Annotated in this window: 14 protein-coding genes; 11 read left to right on the top strand and 3 right to left on the bottom strand. The window is 56.0% G+C overall.

Features of this window, described 5'->3' with window-relative positions; translation table 11 throughout:
• Positions 1–16: 16 nt before the first annotated feature.
• The 4 genes from E8K88_RS16040 to E8K88_RS16025 all read left to right on the top strand — a co-directional run bounded on the left by E8K88_RS16040 (position 17) and on the right by E8K88_RS16025 (position 4,603).
• Positions 17–1,336 carry a cryptochrome/photolyase family protein gene (locus E8K88_RS16040; protein ID WP_136407690.1) on the top strand — a complete coding sequence of 440 codons (1,320 nt, stop codon included), beginning with the start codon at positions 17–19 and terminating at the stop codon, positions 1,334–1,336.
• Positions 1,337–1,912: 576 nt separating this feature from the next.
• Entirely contained in the window at positions 1,913–2,617 is a 705-nt protein-coding gene (locus tag E8K88_RS16035; RefSeq protein WP_136407689.1) for a YebC/PmpR family DNA-binding transcriptional regulator, read from the top strand.
• A 248-nt stretch (positions 2,618–2,865) separates the two neighbouring features.
• Positions 2,866–3,084 carry a hypothetical protein gene (locus tag E8K88_RS16030; RefSeq protein ID WP_136407688.1) on the top strand — a complete coding sequence of 73 codons (219 nt, stop codon included), beginning with the start codon at positions 2,866–2,868 and terminating at the stop codon, positions 3,082–3,084.
• A gap of 256 nt (positions 3,085–3,340) precedes the next feature.
• Positions 3,341–4,603 (top strand): putative Na+/H+ antiporter, encoded by a 1,263-nt coding sequence (locus E8K88_RS16025; protein WP_136407687.1) that lies wholly within the window; start codon positions 3,341–3,343, stop codon positions 4,601–4,603.
• A 13-nt stretch (positions 4,604–4,616) separates the two neighbouring features.
• Here E8K88_RS16025 and E8K88_RS16020 read toward each other — a convergent pair whose 3' ends face one another.
• The gene (locus tag E8K88_RS16020; protein ID WP_136407686.1) at positions 4,617–5,834 is read right to left on the bottom strand and encodes an MFS transporter; all 1,218 of its coding nucleotides are present in this window, start codon (positions 5,832–5,834) and stop codon (positions 4,617–4,619) included.
• 192 nt (positions 5,835–6,026) lie between these two features.
• Between E8K88_RS16020 and def the strand changes: the two genes are divergently transcribed.
• Positions 6,027–6,551 (top strand): peptide deformylase, encoded by a 525-nt coding sequence (gene def / locus E8K88_RS16015; protein ID WP_136407685.1) that lies wholly within the window; start codon positions 6,027–6,029, stop codon positions 6,549–6,551.
• A 306-nt stretch (positions 6,552–6,857) separates the two neighbouring features.
• Here def and E8K88_RS16010 read toward each other — a convergent pair whose 3' ends face one another.
• Positions 6,858–7,712, bottom strand: a complete 855-nt coding sequence (locus E8K88_RS16010) for a DUF3108 domain-containing protein (RefSeq protein ID WP_168797359.1) — start codon at positions 7,710–7,712, stop codon at positions 6,858–6,860.
• Positions 7,713–8,086: 374 nt separating this feature from the next.
• On the opposite strand from E8K88_RS16010, the gene E8K88_RS16005 reads away from it, so the two are divergent.
• A complete protein-coding gene (locus tag E8K88_RS16005; protein ID WP_136407683.1) occupies positions 8,087–8,689 on the top strand; it encodes a nitroreductase family protein in 603 nt (200 codons plus the stop codon).
• Between the two features lie 237 nt (positions 8,690–8,926).
• Here the strand turns inward: E8K88_RS16005 and E8K88_RS16000 are convergent, their stop codons facing one another.
• Positions 8,927–10,981, bottom strand: coding sequence for a DEAD/DEAH box helicase (locus E8K88_RS16000; RefSeq protein WP_136407682.1), 2,055 nt, complete (start codon positions 10,979–10,981; stop codon positions 8,927–8,929).
• A 704-nt stretch (positions 10,982–11,685) separates the two neighbouring features.
• Here E8K88_RS16000 and serA point away from each other — a divergent pair.
• The 5 genes from serA (at position 11,686) to E8K88_RS15970 (ending at position 19,525) form a co-directional block, all read left to right on the top strand.
• Positions 11,686–12,915, top strand: a complete 1,230-nt coding sequence (serA, locus tag E8K88_RS15995) for a phosphoglycerate dehydrogenase (RefSeq protein WP_136407681.1) — start codon at positions 11,686–11,688, stop codon at positions 12,913–12,915.
• Between the two features lie 414 nt (positions 12,916–13,329).
• Positions 13,330–13,878, top strand: a complete 549-nt coding sequence (locus tag E8K88_RS15985; RefSeq protein WP_136407680.1) for a GNAT family N-acetyltransferase — start codon at positions 13,330–13,332, stop codon at positions 13,876–13,878.
• A 221-nt stretch (positions 13,879–14,099) separates the two neighbouring features.
• A complete protein-coding gene (pssA, locus tag E8K88_RS15980) occupies positions 14,100–14,930 on the top strand; it encodes a CDP-diacylglycerol--serine O-phosphatidyltransferase (protein WP_136407679.1) in 831 nt (276 codons plus the stop codon).
• A 274-nt stretch (positions 14,931–15,204) separates the two neighbouring features.
• A complete protein-coding gene (gene leuA / locus E8K88_RS15975; RefSeq protein WP_136407698.1) occupies positions 15,205–16,893 on the top strand; it encodes a 2-isopropylmalate synthase in 1,689 nt (562 codons plus the stop codon).
• Between the two features lie 322 nt (positions 16,894–17,215).
• The gene (locus E8K88_RS15970) at positions 17,216–19,525 is read left to right on the top strand and encodes an NADP-dependent malic enzyme (RefSeq protein ID WP_136407678.1); all 2,310 of its coding nucleotides are present in this window, start codon (positions 17,216–17,218) and stop codon (positions 19,523–19,525) included.
• Positions 19,526–19,568 lie beyond the last annotated feature (43 nt).

The following is a 19,568-nucleotide window of genomic DNA, read 5'->3' as shown; positions in this document are numbered from 1 at the left end:
ACCAAGAAAGGCCACTATGCGCGAAGGCACTGCCATATTCTGGTTTCGTCGTGACTTGCGGGTCCATGACAATGCAGGCCTGTACGAGGCCTTGAAACGTTTTGACTGTGTGATTCCGGTGTTCGTATTCGACACCGGTATTTTGGCCGAGCTGCCGCGCTATGACCGCCGCGTCGACTTCATTGCGCAAGCGCTGGAGGTGCTGGACCAACAACTGCGCAGCCACGGCAGTGCCTTGCATGTTGGTGTGGGCGAGCCGACCAAATTGCTGCCAGAGTTGGTGCAGCGCTATGGCGCGCAGGCGGTCTACACCAATGGCGATTACGAGCCCGATGCGCTGCAGCGCGATGCGGTGGTTGAACGCAGTCTGGCCAGCCGAGGCGTGACGCTACACCGCTTCAAAGACCAGGTGGTGTTTGAGAAAAGCGAAGTCGTCAAAGACGATGCCAGCCCATATACAGTGTTCACGCCATTTAGCCGCAAATGGAAAAAACAGCTGACGCCGTTTTTTCTCCAAGCCTACCCGAGCGAGCGCTATGCAGCGAATTTGGCGCGCTCAGAGCAATTGCAACTGCCGGCCCAGCGCCCAGATTTGGCCAGCCTGGGCTTTGAGCGCACTGACCTGCAGTTTGCGCCGCCACGCATTGCCCGCAGCTTATTGGCGCAGTATGGTGCGCAGCGCGACTTTCCTGCCGTGCATGGCACGTCCCGCTTGGGGATCCATTTGCGTTTCGGCACAGGCAGCATCCGGGCCTTGGCGCAGCAGGCGATTGACGGCAGCGAGGTATTTTTGAATGAGCTGATCTGGCGCGAGTTTTTTCAAACCCTGCTGTGGCATTTCCCAAAAACTGTCACGCACTCGTTCAAACCCGCTTATGACAACATCGTTTGGCGCAATAACGAGGCCGATTTCAAACGCTGGTGCGAAGGCCAAACTGGCTATCCGCTGGTCGATGCCGGTATGCGCGAGCTCAATGCCACCGGTTTTATGCACAACCGCGTGCGTATGGTCGTGGCGAGCTTTTTGTGCAAGCACTTGCTGATCGATTGGCGCTGGGGCGAGCGCTATTTTGCCAAGCACCTACTGGACTACGAGCTGGCGGCCAACGTGGGCAATTGGCAATGGGCGGCAGGTTCAGGCGCCGATGCAGCGCCATATTTCCGGGTGTTCAACCCGACGCTGCAAGCCAAAAAGTTCGATCCCGATGGCGCCTATGTGCGCCAATGGGTGCCTGAGTTTGGCAAGGGCGACTATCCAGCGCCCATGGTCGAGCACACCGAGGCGCGCGCGCGTTGTTTGCAGGTGTACCAGCGGGCAGTGAAAGAGCAGGATTGAGCGTTTTCATGCACCAGCACAAGTCGCCTGGCCCCACAATTTATAAGCCAGCCGTGTGGCATAAGAGTGCTTGACTGCGCGCAAGGTAGATAATAGCGGGCTGGTTATTGAATTGGCGTGGGCAAAGGTTTTGTCTGATGCCGGTTCGTGGGTGATGGGCGCGATGCGACGCAATGGGTTGCGCCCAGANTTTGTCTGATGCCGGTTCGTGGGTGATGGGCGCGATGCGACGCAATGGGTTGCGCCCAGATTCTTAGAGCCTGTTCAAAGTCTCGACGCAGTCGCGCAAGGCACTAAAAAGAGGCAGTACAAGCGCCTGTTGCAGCTCATACGTCTGTATGAGCAAAACGGGCAACGCAGTCATGCGCTTTTTTGTGCCTTGCCCTTCGGGTTGGAGCCCAAAAGGCACGCTGCTTTGTTAAAAATCCTCGCCGGGCAGATAGCCCGACTGCGGTTTTTGCCGCGCAGCGTATCCGTTTGGGCTTCAACGCGGTCTGCGTGGAGACTTTGAATAGGCTCTTAATGCCCTCATCGCAGCCACCGTGCTGCCACTATCTTGTAAAGGAATTCGCGACCATGGGCGCGCAATGGAAAGCAAAAGGCAAGGCGCTGGTCGCTGATGCCAAAGGAAAACTGTTTGGTAAGTTGGTCAAGGAAATCACCGTGGCTGCCCGCATGGGCGGCGGTGATCCGACCGGTAACTCGCGCTTGCGCATGGCGATTGAAGCCGCACGCAAGGCTTCGATGCCTAAAGACACATTGGAGCGTGCGATTAAAAAAGGCTCGGGCGCTGGCGCTGATGCCGTCAATTATTCGACCGTCTTGTTTGAAGGCTATGCACCACACCGCGTGCCGGTGATGGTCGAGTGCCTGACCGACAACCCGAACCGCACCGCGCCCAATATGCGCGTGTGCTTTCGTAAAGGCCAGCTGACGGCAGTTGCATGGGATTTTGACCATGTGGGCATGATCGAAGGCGAGCCAGAAGGCGGCGCGGATGTGGAGATGGCCGCGATTGAGGCCGGTGCACAGGATTTTGAAGCCGGTGAAGAAGAAGGCGTGACCTTGTTCCTGACCGAGCCCAGCGACCTGGACAGCGTCAGCAAGGCCTTGCCAGAGCAGGGCATCAAAGTGCTGTCGGCCAAGCTGGGCTATAAGGCCAAAAATCCGGTCAGTATGAGCAGCCTGCCAGCCGACGCACAAGAAGAAGTGCAAGCCTTTTTGGCCGGTATTGAAAACGACGACGACGTGCAAAACGTCTACGTCGGCTTGGTTGACTAAGCAATGTACCCACCCATTCAAAAAGCGGCCATGGCCGCTTTTTTTGTGCCCAGCCCTTGGGGTTGCAGTCCCAAAGAGGCGCTGCCTGATTAAAAATTCCCGCCGGGCATATCGGGCAACTGCGGTTTTTGCCGCACATTGCACCCTTGTGGGCTTCAACGCGGCTGCCTCGAGATGATCAACAGGCTCTGAGCCAATAGGCGCTGCATGCGGTGTGGGTGACAAGGCCAGGCCGTTCTATGCATAGAATGCATGCTTTTGATTCATTCGTTACTCAATCCATTGCCATGAAAAAAACACCCTTGCTCGCTTTATTGTGTGCTGCCGCCATGGTCGCTGCATGTACGACCCAAGAGAAACAAGACATTAAAGAGCTGGAGAACATGCCCGGCATCACCTGTGTTACCAACGCCCAGGGCCAGACCCATTGTGGCCCGGACAGCTTGAGTGCGACAGAAGAGAACTGATCTTATGGCCTGCTCATCACCTCGGCGCAGCGTATTCTGTTGGGCTCCAACGCGGTCTGCGTGCAGACTTTGAACAGGCTCTTAGCGTTGGCGATCGCGGCTGTGGTTGGCGCAAACCTTGGTTGGCGCGGGGTTTCTGCATTTCAATGCGGCACGCATCTTGTAGAATTTTTGGTTGGGTGGTACATCATGTCGGATGCATCAGGACAGCAGCGAAGGTCGGGCCGCCTCGCTGCGTTTTTGTATCTACTCATTTATGTTCGGTCTATCTATCGAATGGATTGCTGCATCCATTTTCGCCATTGCCTTGGTCCATACTTTTGCTGCCAAGCACGTTCACGATCTTTCCTACCGGTATCCCAAGCATTCAGGCCTGTTCCATTTGTTGGGCGAGGTTGAGGTTGTCTTTGGCTTTTGGGCCATGGTGCTGATTGCCGCCATGGCTTTGCACTCGGGCGGTGCTGTGGCTTTGGACTATGCCCAGACACGCAATTACACCGAGCCTTTGTTCGTTTTTGTTGTCATGGTGATTGCCGCCTCCAAGCCCATCTTGGTCACCGTGATTGCAGGGGTCAGGCATGTGGCCCAGTGGCTGCCTTTGCCTACACCGCTTGCGATGGCTTGGCTGGGCTTGGCGATCGTGCCTTTGCTGGGCTCATTGATCACTGAGCCGGCTGCCATGACCATTGCGGCCTTGATGCTGGCGGGTTTGATTTTTCGGCCCGAAATGCCTGAGCGCCTGAAATACTTTGCCCTAGGGGTGCTGTTTGTCAATGTATCGATTGGCGGCACTTTGACCTCCTATGCTGCGCCGCCAGTGCTCATGGTGGCTGCCACTTGGCAATGGGACTCTTGGTTCATGCTGACGAATTTTGGCTGGAAGGCGGCGATTGCGGTGCTGATCAATGCCAGTGTGGCGGCGTACTGTCTGCGCAAGCATTTACCCGCATCGTTGCTCAGTGATCGCAGCCAGTCACAGCAGTCCGATATGCCTGTCAGTGTCGTGTTGGTGCACGTCTTGCTATTGGCGGGCGTGGTCATCACGGCCCACTACCCGGTGATTTTTCTGGGCCTGTTTCTTTTGTTTTTGGGCTATACACAGGCCTATGCAACACACCAGAATCCCTTGATTCTGAAAGAAGCCTTGTTGGTGGGCTTTTTCCTGGCCGGTCTGGTTGTGCTGGGCGGCATGCAGCGCTGGTGGCTGCAGCCGATCGTCGGCGGTTTGGAGCCATTGGCGCTATTTGTTGGTGCGATTGGCCTGACTGCGATTACCGATAATGCCGCTTTGACCTATTTGGGCTCGTTGATTGAAGGCATTTCAGACCAGTCCAAATACATGCTGATGGCCGGCGCTGTCGCTGGCGGCGGCTTGACCGTGATTGCCAATGCGCCCAATCCTGCCGGTGTGGCGTTGTTGAAAAAAGGCTTTGCAGGTGAATCAGTAGGGGTTTTGGGTCTGCTTGGCGGCGCCTTGTTCCCGACCGCTTGCGCGGCCGCTGCACTTTTGTTTCTGTGATGGCTGTGTGTCCCTAACTGCTGCTTGGCTCTTTGGCAATCCAAAAGGACAGGGCCAGTAGCAGCGCCAGCATGGCCAGCAGGCTGTACCAGCCGCCATGCTCCCACAGATAGCCACCGCCATAACCCACCAGGCTAGAGCCCAGATAGTAAAAACACAGGTACAGCGAAGAAGCCTGTGCTTTGGCGTGGTTGGCGGTGCTGCCTACTTGCGCGCTGATTAAGGAATGCGCGGCAAAAAAAGCAAAAGCAAACAGCGCCACACCTACGCCTAAGGCCAATAACGAGGGAATTAAACACAAGGCCAGGCCAGCCAGCATGGCCGCAACTGAGCTGCGCAACGCCCGTGCATGCCCCAAACGGGCGCGCACGGGCGCGGCCAAGCGGGCGCTGATAATGCCGCCCAAATAAGTCAGAAACAGCAGGCCTGCGGCGGTTGCAGATAAGGAAAATGGTGGCTGCTCCAGCCGAAAACCGACATAGTTGAAGATGGCGACAAAGCTGCCCATCAATAAAAAACCCATCACAAACAGCGAACGCAGCTGCGGGTTTTTCAGATGGGCTGTGAAGTTGCTCAGCAAATGCACAAGATCGGGTTTTTGTGGCTTAAAGGCCCTTGCGGCAGGCAGGAGCCAGACAAACAGCACCAGCGCAAGCAGCGCCAATGCCGCCATCAGTCCCATGGCCCAGCGCCAGTCGAAGAAGTCAGCCAAAATGGCGGAGAAAGTTCGCCCCATCATGCCGCCCAGCACGGTGCCACTGATATACAAGCCCATGGCTGCTGGCAAAGTCGGCTTGTCAAACTCTTCGCTGACATAGGCCATGGCCAAGGCAGGCAAGCCACTCAAGGCCAATCCTAAAACAAGCCGGGCAGCCAAGAGTGCAGGCCAGTTAGGTGCCAATGCAGAGAACAGCGCGGCGCAGCCAGCAACCATCAAGGCAAGCAGCATCATGCGTTTGCGGTTAACTACTTCGGCCATTGCGCCTGCTGGTAATAAGCCAAGTGCCAGTGCCATCGTGCTCAGCGACAAAGCCAGGCTGCTGCTGGCTGCCGAGATCCCGAATGCGCGCGCGAGTGAGGGCAGCAGAGGTTGGACGCAATACAGCAGGGAAAAAGTGGCATAACCTGCAAAGAACAAGGCGAGCGAGGCGCGCCAATAGGCGGGCGTGTGTTGTTGTATGCCAATCAGGCGTTCAGGCGATTCAGGCGATGGGCGATGAGAAGCAGGCATGGGGCGGTGTGCGTTGCTGAGAGCGTGTTGACCATCTTAGAACGTGTTTACGATCTCCGCACAGCCGCGTTGAATCCCGGAAGATGATGTAGGCAGTACAACGGGTGCGCAGTGTTGTATGCGCACTCTGTCCATGCACACTGCAAAGATGGAGCGACAATCGGCTCGGTGCTTGCCGGCATAATGCAAGTCATGGCAATACGTAACATCATCAAAATGGGGGATCCCCGTTTGCTGGCTGCCTGTGCTCCTGTGCAGAACGTGCGCAGCCAAGAAATACAGCAACTGATACGGGATATGTGGGAGACGATGGCCGCCGCCGGAGGCATTGGTTTGGCGGCCCCACAGGTGGCCGTCAATCTGCAAATTATGGTGTTTGGCTCAGCCCAGTCCAGCGGCAGCGACAGGCCACAGGTGCCGCCGACAGTGCTGATCAATCCCAAACTCGCGCCAGTGGGGACGCAGATCGAGTCTGACTGGGAGGGCTGTTTGTCGATACCAGGCCTGCGCGGCAAGGTGCCACGCTGGCATGCGGTGCATTTCAGCGGTCTGAATGCGCTGGGAGAGCCGATTGCGCACACGGTTGAAGGCTTTCATGCGCGCGTGGTCCAGCATGAATACGACCATTTGCAGGGTGTGCTGTACCCAATGCAAATGAAGGATTTAAGCCAGTTTGGATTCAATGAGGAGCTGCTCGCGCAGCAACAACAGGCCTAAGAGTCTGTTCAAAGTCTCCACGCAGACCGCGTTGGAGCCCAAAAGGATACGGTGCGCGGCAAAAAGCGCAGTCGGGCTATCTGCCCGGCGAGGATTTTTAACAAAGCAGCCTGCCTTTTGGGCGCCAACCCGAAGGGCAAGGCACAAAAAAGCGCATTACTGCGTTGCCCGTTTTGCTCATACAGACGTATGAGCTGCAACAGGCGTCTTGTACTGCCTCTTTTTTGTGCCTTGCGCGACTGCGTCGAGACTTTGAGCAGGCTCTAAGAGCCTGCTCATCCTTTCCGCGCCGCCGCGGCTCTGCTGTCAAGGTTGGGGCGCAGATGGCGGTGTGGTTGTCGCCTCTTTGAAGCGGTATTGTGTCATTTGCAAATCCACTGCGTCACCGTCATCTTCAAAGTGGATGCGCACTGGCAAATAGCCGACTTCTGAGGACAGCCAGATTTCTGCAATCTGGTCATCCTCTTTTTTAGGGATGCGCTTGAGCTTGATGGCTGGCAACTCGCCTACCGGCAGGCCAATGCTTTCCACGCTTTCGACCTCAAACTCCCATGACGCTTGTTTGTTATTGGCCACAGTCCAGATTGGAATGGTTTGCCCTTTTTCGCGCAGCGATGGATTGGCTGCCACGAGTCCAGCGAGTTGAAAGAACACACTCAAGCGGTCTTGCGCGCCTGCAGGGCTTGGGCGTGTTTCTTTTGTTGCTGGGATGAATACGGTGCTGTTGGCAGGATCGAACGTCAAATTGCGTTTGCTGCGTGAAGAGTCTTTGAACGACAACGGCTCCAGGTAGTGCTGGGCAATCTGGCCTTCGCTTTGCTGTGAGCGAGTGCCAATAATGGGTGCGCGAATACTTTGCTGCGCCTGGTAAGTGCTGCCATTGTGCTGCCAGTCGAGTTTGGCCTTGGCTTTGTAGCCAAAACCGCTGACTTTGCCTGTGACCTCAAAGTCCAGCTCGGCCGATGGCGGAGCGGTAAAAGGCTGGTCCAGGCGTGTTTGTGCACCGGCGATGGCCGGTGCTGCGACTGACTCTTGCGACCAGGCAGGTGTTGCACTCGCCATGGCCAATGCCAGCACGCTGGCGGCGTAGCAAGCCCATGGTTTTGCGGCTGGCTCTGTGTTCATGGTCGCTGGTAGCTTGGGGGCAGTCTGTTGAATCATGGTGGTCAATGTGCAATAAAGAAGGGCCGCCATGCGGTGAGGCAGGCTGGACCTAGGAATGGTGTAGGGAGCCTCTTGACGAGACTGGGCTGTGCGAGTGCTGGCAGGATGCTGGCGAAACAGCCGATAGCGGATGGAGTCACCAACGCGCTGGTTGGTTGCATTGTGACTTGTTTTTATCACCAATCACAGTTGATGGGCTAGCAAAGGGGCTCTGTGTCCATACGGCCAAGCGGTGTACAGCGGCGATTCATTCGCCTTCTTGCGCGGGGCAGGCACAATGCGCCATTGGCATGGCCGCTTGGCCATACTTGGACTTGGATCGAGCTGCCAGACTTGGCTCTGGCACATGTTTTCATAAAGGACGCTGAGTTTTGAATTCCACCCCAATCACCGCTGCTGCAGCGCATCACACCGAGCTGCCAACAGGATTAAAGGCCTTGCTTGAGCGCCGCTCGGCCTGGCCTCTGGGTTTGCCTGCGCCCAATGCCGCACAGTTTGAACGTATTTTGGAAGCCGCTGCCTGCGCGCCAGACCACGCGGGCCTGACGCCGTGGCGCATCCAGTACGTCCAAGGCGCTGGCCGACAGGCGTTGCTGGCGCGTGTGCTGGCCCATCCGCTGGCACAAACCGAAGAAGCACGTGACATGCATGGCAAATACACGGCCAAGCTCACGACCGCACCCTTGGTGCTGGTGTTGGCCTTAAGCGTCAAGCACCACCCCAAGGCGCCTGAGTTTGAGCAAATGCTGTCTTGTGGTGCAGCAGTAATGAATATGCTGAATGCGGCCCACCTGCAGGGCTTCCATGGTTTCTGGTCCAGCACCCCTGGTGCGCTGGGGGATATTTTGAAAGACGTGATGGGTTTTGGGGCAGGTGACCAGATGCTGGGCTTGCTGAATTTGGGCACGCCTGCCCATACACCCACTACACCGCCTCGCGTGCAGCCAGCGGTCTTTGCCAAAGAGTGGTGCTAAGCGAATAAGCACTGGCGAGTGGCATAAAAAAATGCGCGTTTGAAACGCGCATTTTTAAAGGGGACAACAAGCCCAGGCCCGCAGCATGGGCTCAGTGGCGATTCGAGCCACTCAAACCACCCCTGATACGTCCATTGTAAAACCTAGTACCACCTGTTGTACTGCCCGCCGTTGTATGCCTGGTCTCAAGCGCACACCGCCGGTGTGCCCGGTGGTGTTAGCGGCTATTAGCAGTTATTAGTAGTTGCGTGAAGGCGTTCTGCTGCCACCGCGGCCTTGCCCACCGCCCGCTGGTTTGTTGCCAAAGCCACCATGGCCGCCGCGGCTGTCCGAGCGGTTGTTGGCAAAACGCTCGCCATTGCCGCGGCCTGCTGGCGCATTGCTGCGGTCGTTGCGGCGCTCACGGCCTTCCCATTGATCGCCTGCGCGGCCACCACGGGGTGCGAAGTCACGCTGGCCGTCTTTGCCTGCAAATGGTTTGCGTGTCGGTGCGCCGCGGTCTGGCGAGAATACGGCGCGCTCTTGGGAGAATGCACCACGGTCACCGCGCTCCTGACGCTGACCGCGACCGCCTTCAAAGCGCTCACCGCCGCCAAAGCGCTGTTCGCCACCATGGCCTTGGCGCGATTCGAAGCGATCGCCACCACGGCCACCAAAGCCTTCAGAGCGACCGCCGCCAAAGCCTTCGGCGCGACGATCACTGCCAAAGCCGCCGCCGCGGCGATCACCACCAAAGCCACCACCACCACGGCGATCACCACCAAAACCGCCACGGCGATCGCCGCCGAAGCCGCCACCACGGCGCTCACCACCGCGGCCACCTTTGCCGCCAGTTGGGGTTGGGCGCCATGCGGTGATGCGTTGCTGTGGCTCCAGGCCTGGCAAGACATCAATCTCCAGCTCTTGGCGGGTGAATTGCTCGATGTCAAAAATTTTGCGGCGGTCTTTGAATTCAGCAAAAGTCACAGCCAGACCATCGCGACCAGCGCGGCCGGTACGGCCAATGCGGTGTGTATAGTCCTCTGACTTCATGGGCAGGCCGTAGTTGAAGACGTGGGTAATCGTGGGTACATCGATGCCACGTGCAGCAACGTCCGTGGCCACCAGAATTTGCACGCGGCCATCGCGCAAAGCAGACAGGCGGCGGTTGCGCAAACCTTGGTTCAGTGCGCCATGCAGGGCCACTGCGCTGAAATTGGCTTGTTGCAGGTCTTCTGCCAGCGCGTCGCATTCGATTTGGGTGCTGGCAAACACAATGGCTTGGTCAATCGAGGTGTCGCGCAACCAAGTGTCGAGCAAATCACGTTTGTGCTGGCTGTTGTCAGCCCAGAACAATTTTTGCGTAATGTTGGCGTGTTTTTCCTGGGCGCTGGCCACTTCAATGCGTTGTACATGCTTGCCGCCATCGTGCATGACGCGCATGCCCAATTGCTGGATGCGCGGCGCAAAAGTCGCGCTGAACATCATGGTTTGCTGGCGTTGTTCGGTCAGCTGGTTGATGGCGGCCAGGTCTTCGGAGAAACCCAGATCCAACATGCGGTCGGCTTCATCAACAACCAGAAATTGGACTTTGTCCAAAATCAATTGGCCACTGCGCTGCAAGTCCAGCAGTCGGCCCGGTGTGGCGACGACCAAAGAGGCGTTTTGCAGTTGGGCAATTTGTTTGGGGTATGGCAGACCACCAATCACGTTGGCGATGCGCACGCCACGGCAGTGGCGCATCAAGTCAATCGCATCGCTGGCTACTTGCATCGCCAATTCGCGGGTAGGGCACAATACCAAAGCACCAGGCACTGCCGGCTCAAAGCGGCGATTCAGTGGGTTTTTACGTTTTGGTTTTTTGGGCGCAGCCAAGCCTTGTGCCAATGCATCGGCCACTTGCTGCTCGTAGGCCGCGCGCTCAGCGGCTTTGCCATCTTCATAGGCGCGCACCAAGGTGTCGAGCACCGGCAATAAAAAGGCAGCAGTTTTGCCGCTACCTGTTTGGCTGGAGACCATCAAGTCGGTGTAGTTGCTCTGGTTGGCGGCATTTTTTTGTGTGCCCATTGCCAGAGGAACAGCCCGCTTTTGCACTTCGGTAGGCTCAGTAAAGCCCATATCGGCCACGGCTTGAACCAAGGCGGGCACCAGGCCCATCAGCTCAAATGGGTTGGGTTTGGCTGGCTCGGCAGGAGCAGCCGCTACTTCGGTGGCTGCAACGGTTGGAGCCGCAATGGTGGTTTCAATAGACGCAGGCGTGCTGCCAGATTCCAGCGACGGCAAATCCGTGCTGTTCAGTTCATTTGTAGACATGTAATTGGAAAAAGCAAAGTCCGCATAACACCGGGCAGGAAGCCGGTGTTTGGACGGATGAAATAACAAACATCATCCATCCAACGAAACAGGTACGCTAATGAGAATAAGCGATTGCGCGAAAATGGATATTTCGCCGCAGCGTACCTGGGGAGGTCCTTGTCCGGTGCGTCATGTGCAATCAAGTATTGCATCAGACACGCCGCTGTCTGCCCAGTGAGATAGAAAGATGTACAGGCTCTTCAGATAGAAGGAACTAGCAAGCATACTTGACGATTTGTATGCTCACTTGTGATCACTGTAGGGAGTGAAACACATCAGTGACCTTATAGATCGTCTGTGGCTTTTGAAGAGACGCGCAATTATGCGGGTTTTACCTAGCTGGCGCAAGCTGCATGGTGTTTTTTCTGGATTTTTTGCGCTATGGATTCCATTGCGTGTTTGTTTTTTGCAACGGATTAGGTGTGCTGGTTGTGTCGGCCCAGATTGGGGGGTGTAGTACTGTATTGGCGCAGGCAGGTGTTGCTTGTGTGCCCACTCCTGGCCAATTGACACCTGAAGTGTGCATTGCAGCTCAGAATTCATTGAAAATTACAAGCCTGTGAAAAACCCTAGGTTCTGGCCAGCGAAGTAGCGGTGAAAGTGCTATGATCGCGGCTTCTGCAAAAAATGGCTAAATCGCCATTAACTTTTACTTAATCATCATGAGCAAAACATCGCTGGATAAAAGCAAGATCAAGTTTCTGTTACTTGAAGGCATCCATCCATCCGCAGTCGACGTGCTGAAAAATGCAGGCTATAGCAATATTGAAACATTGCCTGGCGCCCTGCAGGGAGAGGAGCTCAAAGAGAAAATTGCCGATGTGCATTTCCTGGGTATCCGCTCGCGCACGCAGCTCAATGCAGAAGCGCTGGAGGCGGCGCATAAATTGGTGGCCGTCGGTGCGTTCTGCATTGGAACCAACCAAATCGATTTGCAAGCGGCCCGCCAAAAAGGCGTCGCGGTGTTTAATGCACCATACTCCAATACGCGCTCAGTGGCAGAACTGGTGCTGGGCGAGATCATCTTGCTGTTGCGTGGTATTCCAGAGAAAAACGCGGCAACCCACCGTGGCGGCTGGAGCAAGTCGGCCAACAACTCGTTCGAGACGCGTGGCAAAACACTGGGTATCGTGGGGTATGGCTCGATTGGCTCGCAACTGTCTGTGCTGGCCGAGTCGCTGGGCATGCATGTGATTTTCTACGATGTGGTCACCAAGCTGCCACTGGGCAATGCCCACCAGGTTGGCAATCTCAAGGATTTGCTGACACAGAGTGATATCGTGACCTTGCACGTGCCAGAGCTGGCATCGACCAAATGGATGATTGGTGCTGAAGAAATCGCTGCGATGAAAGACAATGCGATTTTGATCAATGCCTCGCGCGGCACTGTGGTGGAAATCGAGCCTTTGGCAGACGCGATCAAGTCGAAAAAGCTGCTGGGTGCTGCGATTGATGTGTTCCCGGTCGAGCCCAAATCCAATAAGGACGAATTCCAGTCGCCTTTGCGCGGCCTGGACAATGTGATTCTGACTCCGCACGTTGGCGGCTCGACGATGGAGGCCCAGGCCAATATCGGTCTGGAAGTAGCAGAAAAGCTGGCCAAGTACTCTGACAACGGCACAACCACGACGTCGGTGAACTTCCCGGAAGCTGCTCTGCCAGCGCACCCAGGGCGCGATCGCATCTTGCACATTCACAAGAACGCGCCAGGTGTGATGTCGGCCATTAACCAGATCTTCACCGATGCCAAGCTCAACATCGCTGCGCAGTACCTGCAAACCGATGATGCCGTGGGTTATGTGGTGATTGATACTGAAGCCGGTGGCGCAGCCAAGGTCATTGAGGCTTTGCGCCAAGTGCCAGGAACCGTGCGCACCCGCGTATTGTTCTAAGAATTTGTTTACGATCTTTTTTGTGTCTTGCTCTTTGGGTTGAAGCCCAAAAATGCTTTGGCTGATTCAGCCTGGTGCCAAGCGCCAGGCTTTTTCTTTGGCTATGGCGCAGTCTGTCTCACTGCTAGCGCGCAGTCAGATTGTGCGTTGATCAGGTAGACAGCCGTATGACTGCGTAGCGGCAGGGCTATTCGGTGTCGTTTTGGAAGATGCAGCCCATCGGCGGGCCAAGTTCCAAGCAGTCGCCGGCCTTCATTCATCCTATGAGATGAATGCCTTTTGTTTGATTTTGGCCTGTGCTGCCGTGGCCATGCATGGAGCAGGTGTGTGATGCAAGCGGCCAAACATATTGATGTAGATTGGCTGTTGTTGGGATGAATGGCTTATTAACTATATTGCTATGAAAGCACTTGTATGACTTCCCTTGCGCAGCACACCAGTGTGCGTTTGATCGACTGCAACGAGACCGATCATGCCCAGGCGATCTTGGAGATCCTCAACGAGGCCATCGTGAACTCCACGGCCTTGTACGATTACGTGCCTCGCCCGCCGGAGGCGATGGTGGCCTGGTTTGCAACCAAGCGAGCCAATGGGTTTCCGGTGGTCGGCGTAGTGGATGTGCGTGGCAAGCTGCTGGGCTTTGCAAGCTGGGGTATGTTCCGCGCCTTTCCGGCCTACAAATACACAGTTGAACACAGTGTTTATGTGCATGCCGACCACCGCGGGCAAGGGCTTGCCAAGCAATTGATGCAAGAGCTGATCCGTCGTGCGCAAGCGGCGCAAGTGCATGTCTTGGTGGGGTGTATTGATGCCTCCAATGCTGGCAGCATCGCCTTGCATCAGCGCATGGGCTTTGCGCACTGCGGCACGTTTACCCAGGTGGGGTTCAAGTTTGGGCGTTGGCTTGATGTGGCGTTTTACCAGCTGAATTTGGAAACACCCTTGCAACCCGTGGATGGCTGATTGAGTAGGGTGGCTGATGCCATTGCTTGCGACAAATACGCGGCATCACTGCACGGCTGCGCCGCCGCTATGACTGCGTGGCTTGCATTTTTGCTTGCTGGAGCAAGGATTTGCCGAGGTTCAGTGCATGCCTTGGCCCATAATGCAGTGTTTAAAGCAATAGCTGAGCGTGGCTTTACACCGTGTTGAATGGTGCTAAAGCTGCGCCATTTGGAATGCCCATGAACGACCCACAAGAGCGTCATCCGTCGTCCTTCAAGCCTGGCGGCACCATCCGCCGCAAAGGCATCTACATGCTGCCCAATTCCGTCACCCTGGCGGCCTTGTTTTGCGGCTTTTACGCCATTGTCATGGCGATGAATAAGCGTTTTGATCTGGCCACGCTGGCGATTTTTGCCGCGATGATTCTCGATAGCCTCGATGGCCGCGTCGCGCGCATGACCCATACGCAAAGCGCATTCGGTGAGCAAATGGATTCGCTCTCAGACATGGTGTCTTTTGGCGTTGCCCCTGCGCTGGTGGCGCTGGAGTGGGCAATGCAAGGCATTGGCCGCTGGGGCTGGATTGCCGCATTCATTTATTGCGCCTGTGCGGCGCTGCGATTGGCGCGCTTTAATGTCAATACCGGGGTGGTTGACAAGCGCTGGTTCCAAGGCCTGCCATCGCCAGCGGCGGCGGCGTTGGTGGCAGGTTTTATCTGGTTGATGACCGATGAGGGGCGTGGTTATGAGGCTTATGTGTCACCGCAGGTGGTGTCCTGGACCATGTTTGCGATCACGTTGTATGCTGGTATCACCATGGTGACCAACTTGCCGTTTTACAGCTTCAAGGACTTGCGTGCCCGCCGCTCCGTGCCATTTGTCAGCGTGGTGCTGGTTGTGCTGGTGATTGCGATCATCAATATCGATCCGCCATTGGTGTTGTTTGGGGTGTTTGTCGCGTATGCCTTCAGTGGTTTTGTTGTGTATTTTTACCGCCGCTCCAAGGGCCATCCGGTCAGCGTGATCAGCACCTCGACTGATGAACCTGATGAAAAAGGCCTGCATGAGTGAAACCACTGAGCGATGAATCCGCGAAAAATTGGAATATTTGTTGGTTATTTGGCAACGAATGTGATACATTGAATCCCATGCAGAAATTCTCCCTAACACTACTAGCAACGTCCAACGGGCGGGAAAAGTAGTGCGCGCGTAGTTTTTCTACTTCTCAAACGGCCCGTAAGCTTAATCAGCGACGGGCCGTTTTCCGTTTGAAACAAACCCAGCCTCGTCTCTGAAGTTTTCACTGGCAGTATTACCCCTCACTGCAACAGGAACCTGACACATGATGTTGAAGAACCCAGCCACCAAATACCGTGCATTTGCGCCTATCAAGTTGACCGACCGCACTTGGCCTGATGCCGTGATCACCAAACCACCCGTTTGGTGCAGTGTGGATTTGCGCGATGGCAACCAGGCCTTGATCGAGCCCATGGACATGGATCGCAAGCTGCGTATGTTCAAAACCTTGGTGGCCATTGGCTTCAAGGAAATTGAAATTGGCTTTCCATCGGCCTCACAAGTTGAGTTTGATTTCACACGGAAACTGATTGAAGAGAACCTGATTCCTGATGACGTCACGGTGCAGGTCCTGACCCAGGCGCGTGAGCATTTGATTGAGCGCACCTTTGAGGCGTTGCAAGGCGTGCCCAAAGCGATTGTGCACCTCTACAACGCGACTGCGCCGATCATGCGCGAAGTGGTGCTTGGCATGTCCGAAGATGAAATCGTGCAATTGGCCAGTAAGAATGCCCAGCTTTTTAAAGACTATGCAGCCAAACAGCCCGATACGAAGTGGACATTTGAGTACTCACCAGAGATGTACTCGGACACCGAATTGGCATTTAGCAAGCGCGTAGTGGATGCGGTGACGGCAGTATGGCAGCCTACGCCAGAGCACAAGTGCATCATCAATTTGCCCACCACGGTCGAGCATTCGACGCCGAATATTTTTGCTGACATGGTGGAGTGGTCGCACCGCCATTTGGAGCGCCGTGACTCTATCGTTTTGTCGGTGCACCCGCACAACGATCGCGGTACAGGGACTGCCACTGCCGAGCTGGCCTTGATGGCCGGTGCCGACCGCTTGGAAGGCTGCCTGTTTGGCAATGGCGAGCGTACGGGGAACCTTGACATCGTCAACGTTGCCTTGAACATGTACATCCAAGGCGTTGATCCAGAGTTGGACTTCTCCAATATCGACGAGATCAAACGCACGGTCGAGCATTGCAACCAATTGCCGGTACACCCTCGCCACCCATACGTCGGCGAATTGGTATTTACCTCTTTCTCGGGCTCACACCAGGATGCGATCAAAAAAGCCTTCAGCGCACGCAAGGAAGGCGAGATCTGGGACATGCCTTACCTGCCGATCGATCCGATGGATTTGGGCCGCAGCTATGAAGCCGTGATCCGTGTCAACAGCCAGTCGGGTAAAGGGGGTATTTCTTACCTGCTCGAGAGCGAATACAAAGTAGCACTGCCACGCAAGCTGCAAATCGAGTTCAGCCAAGTGGTGCAAAAAACCATGGACGCTGAAGGTACGGAGATGAGCGCCAAAGACATTTGGGCTATTTTCCAGCGCGAGTACCGCATCGAAGAAGCCGCACCGGCCTACAAACTCGGTGGCGATGGCAGCGAGACCAGCGTCGATGCCCGCATCCAAAAAGGCGCAAGCACGGTGCAGGTACAAGGCCAGGGTTCAGGCCCGATCGAGGCCTTTATCGATGCCATGCACCGCGCCACTGGCAAAGAGGTGCAGGTGCTCGACTATGCCGAACACGCAATTGGCGGCGGTGCTGGTGCGCTGGCCATGGCCTATGTCGAAGTTGCTGTGGATGGCCAACGTGCTTGGGGTGTGGGTCAGAATCCCAATATTGTTACGGCGTCAATCAAAGCCATTCTCTCCGGTATGGAAAGAGCCGGTGTCGATTTGACGCAATTGCCAAGCACGGCACAATCCCCTGTCGAAGCCTAAACCCAGCGACTGAGTTTTCCTGAGCCCATGAGTGCAGCTTAGTGCCTGCATTCATTGGGCTCATTTGTTTTAGGGCAGATCTGCAAAACTGTCAGCGGTGGTCTGAGTACGGTCTCAGGCGCTTCGCTTTAACAGTTCTCCTCATCGATGGCTACCGCCTAGCTGTTCAAAAGACGCTTGGCGGCTCGTCCTGCTACCGCACACACACCTGAGGATGGGGTTTCTGCAGATGAGAACATGTTGACAATTGCGACGCACAAGCTGCCGCAATTGCTAACATGCACTTTACCCCTGCCTTTTTTTCCGTTGAATAAGATCCAAGATGACAAACTCCAATCTCCCCCTCTCTGACGCAGAACAGGCGCTACGTGTCGCCGCCCGGGAATACCATGCTTCGCCCAGCAAAGGCAAAATCTCGGTCAAACCCACCAAGCCACTGTCAAACCAGCGTGACTTGTCGCTGGCCTATTCTCCTGGCGTGGCTTATCCGTGCCTGGATATTCAAGCCGATCCAGCCAAAGCCGCCGAATACACCTCGCGTGGTAATCTTGTTGGCGTGATCACCAACGGTACGGCGGTGCTGGGCCTGGGCGATATCGGGCCGTTGGCCAGCAAACCAGTGATGGAAGGCAAGGGCTGCCTGTTCAAGAAGTTCGCCGGTGTGGATGTATTTGACATCGAGTTGGACGAGCGCGATCCGGACAAGCTGATTGAGATCATCTCGGCGCTGGAGCCAACGCTCGGTGGTATCAATCTTGAAGACATCAAAGCGCCAGAGTGCTTCTACATTGAGCAAGAGCTCTCCAAGCGCATGAATATTCCGGTCTTCCATGACGACCAGCACGGCACGGCGATCATCTCCTCGGCCGCGTTGATCAACGGTTTGGAGCTGGTGAACAAAAAAATCGGCGACGTCAAAGTCGCTGTCTCCGGTGCTGGCGCAGCGGCCATTGCCTGCATCAATGTGATGATTGGCCTGGGCGTGCGCCATGAAAACGTCTTTGTGGCCGACTCCAAAGGCGTCATCCATTCCGGTCGCGACAATCTGGACCAAACAAAAGCCCAGTTTGCCCATGTGACCGAGGCCCGTACATTGGCCGATATCGTCAACGGTGCTGACGTGTTTCTGGGCTGCTCAGCCCCAGGCGTGCTGACAGCCGACATGCTCAAAACCATGGCCGACAAGCCTATTGTTCTGGCGCTGGCCAATCCTGAGCCAGAAATTCGTCCTGAGCTGGCCAAAGCCGTCCGCCCAGACGTGATCATCGCCACGGGCCGCTCGGACTATCCTAACCAGGTCAACAACGTCCTGTGCTTCCCCTACATCTTCCGTGGTGCGCTCGATTGCGGTGCAACCAAAATCACTGAAGAAATGAAGCTGGCCTGCGTGTACGAAATTGCTGCGTTGGCCAAAGCCGAAGCCAGTGACGAAGTGGCCGCCGCCTACGCCGGCAAAGAGCTGTTTTTTGGCCCTGACTACCTGATTCCGACGCCATTCGATGGTCGCCTGATTTTGCGCATTGCCCCTGCAGTGGCAGAGGCCGCTGCCAAATCGGGAGTGGCGACTCGCCCGATTGAAGACATTGCCGCTTACCGCGACAGCCTGCAGCGCTTTGTGTATCAAACCGGCATGTTCATGAAGCCTGTGTTCCAGGCTGCCAAAACCAATCTGCGCCGTATTGCGTATGCTGAAGGCGAAGAAGAGCGTGTACTGCGTGCTGTGCAAACCGTGGTTGACGATGGTCTGGCCAAGCCGATTTTGATTGGCCGTCCTGCAGTGATTGCCGAGCGCATCAAGCGTGCCGGTCTGCGCATTCAGCTGGGTGTGGACGTGGAAAACGTTGACCCAGAAGACGATCCACGTTTTCGCCAGTACTGGGAGGCCTACCACAAGATCATGGGCCGCAACGGCGTCACACCAGAGGCTGCTAAAACGGCGGTGCGCCGCTCCAACACCATCATCGCTGCGTTGATGGTCCATTTGGGCGATGCAGAAGCGATGCTTTGCGGTGTGATTGGCCGTTTTGACAGCCACCTCGAACGCATCAACAACATCATTGGTGTGCGCAATGACTCCGAAGGCCTGGCGACCCTCAACGCCTTGATCCTGGACGACCGCAATCTGTTTGTGGCTGACACCTATATCCACGAAGATCCCGACGCTGAAGGTCTGGTGTCCATCGCCTTTATGGCCGCACGTGAAGTGCAGCGCTTTGGCCTGCCACCTAAAGTGGCCTTCCTGTCGCACTCCAATTTTGGCTCGTCTTCGCGCCCCAGCGCGTTGAAAATGCGCCTAGCCACGGAGTTGTTCAAGCAGCGCTATCCAGACATCGAGTGCGATGGCGAGATGCATGGCGATGCGGCCTTGTCGGCGCTAGTGCGTGACCGCAATCTGCTGGACAATACGCTCAATGACTCGGCCAATATTCTGATTTGCCCGAATCTGGATTCGGCCAATATCTTGTTCAACGTGCTCAAGGAAGTCAGCGCCCATGGCACAACCATTGGCCCGATCTTGATGGGTGCAGCCGCTTCTGCGCACATCCTGACGCCTTCGACCACTGTGCGCCGCATTGTGAACATGTCGGCTTTGGCTGTGGCCAACGTCAACGCAGCAGAAGCTGCCAAGTGAGGTCGTAAAGCACTGGCAGCCCTGCTTATGCGGGACTGCTAAG

The sequence above is a fragment of the Lampropedia aestuarii genome (genome assembly GCF_004803635.1).
In the GTDB taxonomy this organism is placed as follows: domain Bacteria; phylum Pseudomonadota; class Gammaproteobacteria; order Burkholderiales; family Burkholderiaceae_C; genus Lampropedia; species Lampropedia aestuarii.
The sequence above is the reverse complement of the archived record's forward strand: the minus strand, read 5'-3'. Positions and strand labels throughout refer to the sequence as shown.

Coding starts and splice junctions, on each gene's coding strand:
- E8K88_RS16025 (WP_136407687.1), top strand. CDS start 3,341: ATGTTCGGTCTATCTATCGAATGGATTGCTGCATCCATTTTCGCCATT.
- E8K88_RS15985 (WP_136407680.1), top strand. CDS start 13,330: ATGACTTCCCTTGCGCAGCACACCAGTGTGCGTTTGATCGACTGCAAC.
- serA (WP_136407681.1), top strand. CDS start 11,686: ATGAGCAAAACATCGCTGGATAAAAGCAAGATCAAGTTTCTGTTACTT.
- E8K88_RS16040 (WP_136407690.1), top strand. CDS start 17: ATGCGCGAAGGCACTGCCATATTCTGGTTTCGTCGTGACTTGCGGGTC.
- leuA (WP_136407698.1), top strand. CDS start 15,205: ATGTTGAAGAACCCAGCCACCAAATACCGTGCATTTGCGCCTATCAAG.
- E8K88_RS16020 (WP_136407686.1), bottom strand. CDS start 5,834: ATGCCTGCTTCTCATCGCCCATCGCCTGAATCGCCTGAACGCCTGATT.
- E8K88_RS16010 (WP_168797359.1), bottom strand. CDS start 7,712: ATGATTCAACAGACTGCCCCCAAGCTACCAGCGACCATGAACACAGAG.
- E8K88_RS16000 (WP_136407682.1), bottom strand. CDS start 10,981: ATGTCTACAAATGAACTGAACAGCACGGATTTGCCGTCGCTGGAATCT.
- E8K88_RS15970 (WP_136407678.1), top strand. CDS start 17,216: ATGACAAACTCCAATCTCCCCCTCTCTGACGCAGAACAGGCGCTACGT.
- E8K88_RS16030 (WP_136407688.1), top strand. CDS start 2,866: ATGCATGCTTTTGATTCATTCGTTACTCAATCCATTGCCATGAAAAAA.
- def (WP_136407685.1), top strand. CDS start 6,027: ATGGCAATACGTAACATCATCAAAATGGGGGATCCCCGTTTGCTGGCT.
- pssA (WP_136407679.1), top strand. CDS start 14,100: ATGAACGACCCACAAGAGCGTCATCCGTCGTCCTTCAAGCCTGGCGGC.
- E8K88_RS16035 (WP_136407689.1), top strand. CDS start 1,913: ATGGGCGCGCAATGGAAAGCAAAAGGCAAGGCGCTGGTCGCTGATGCC.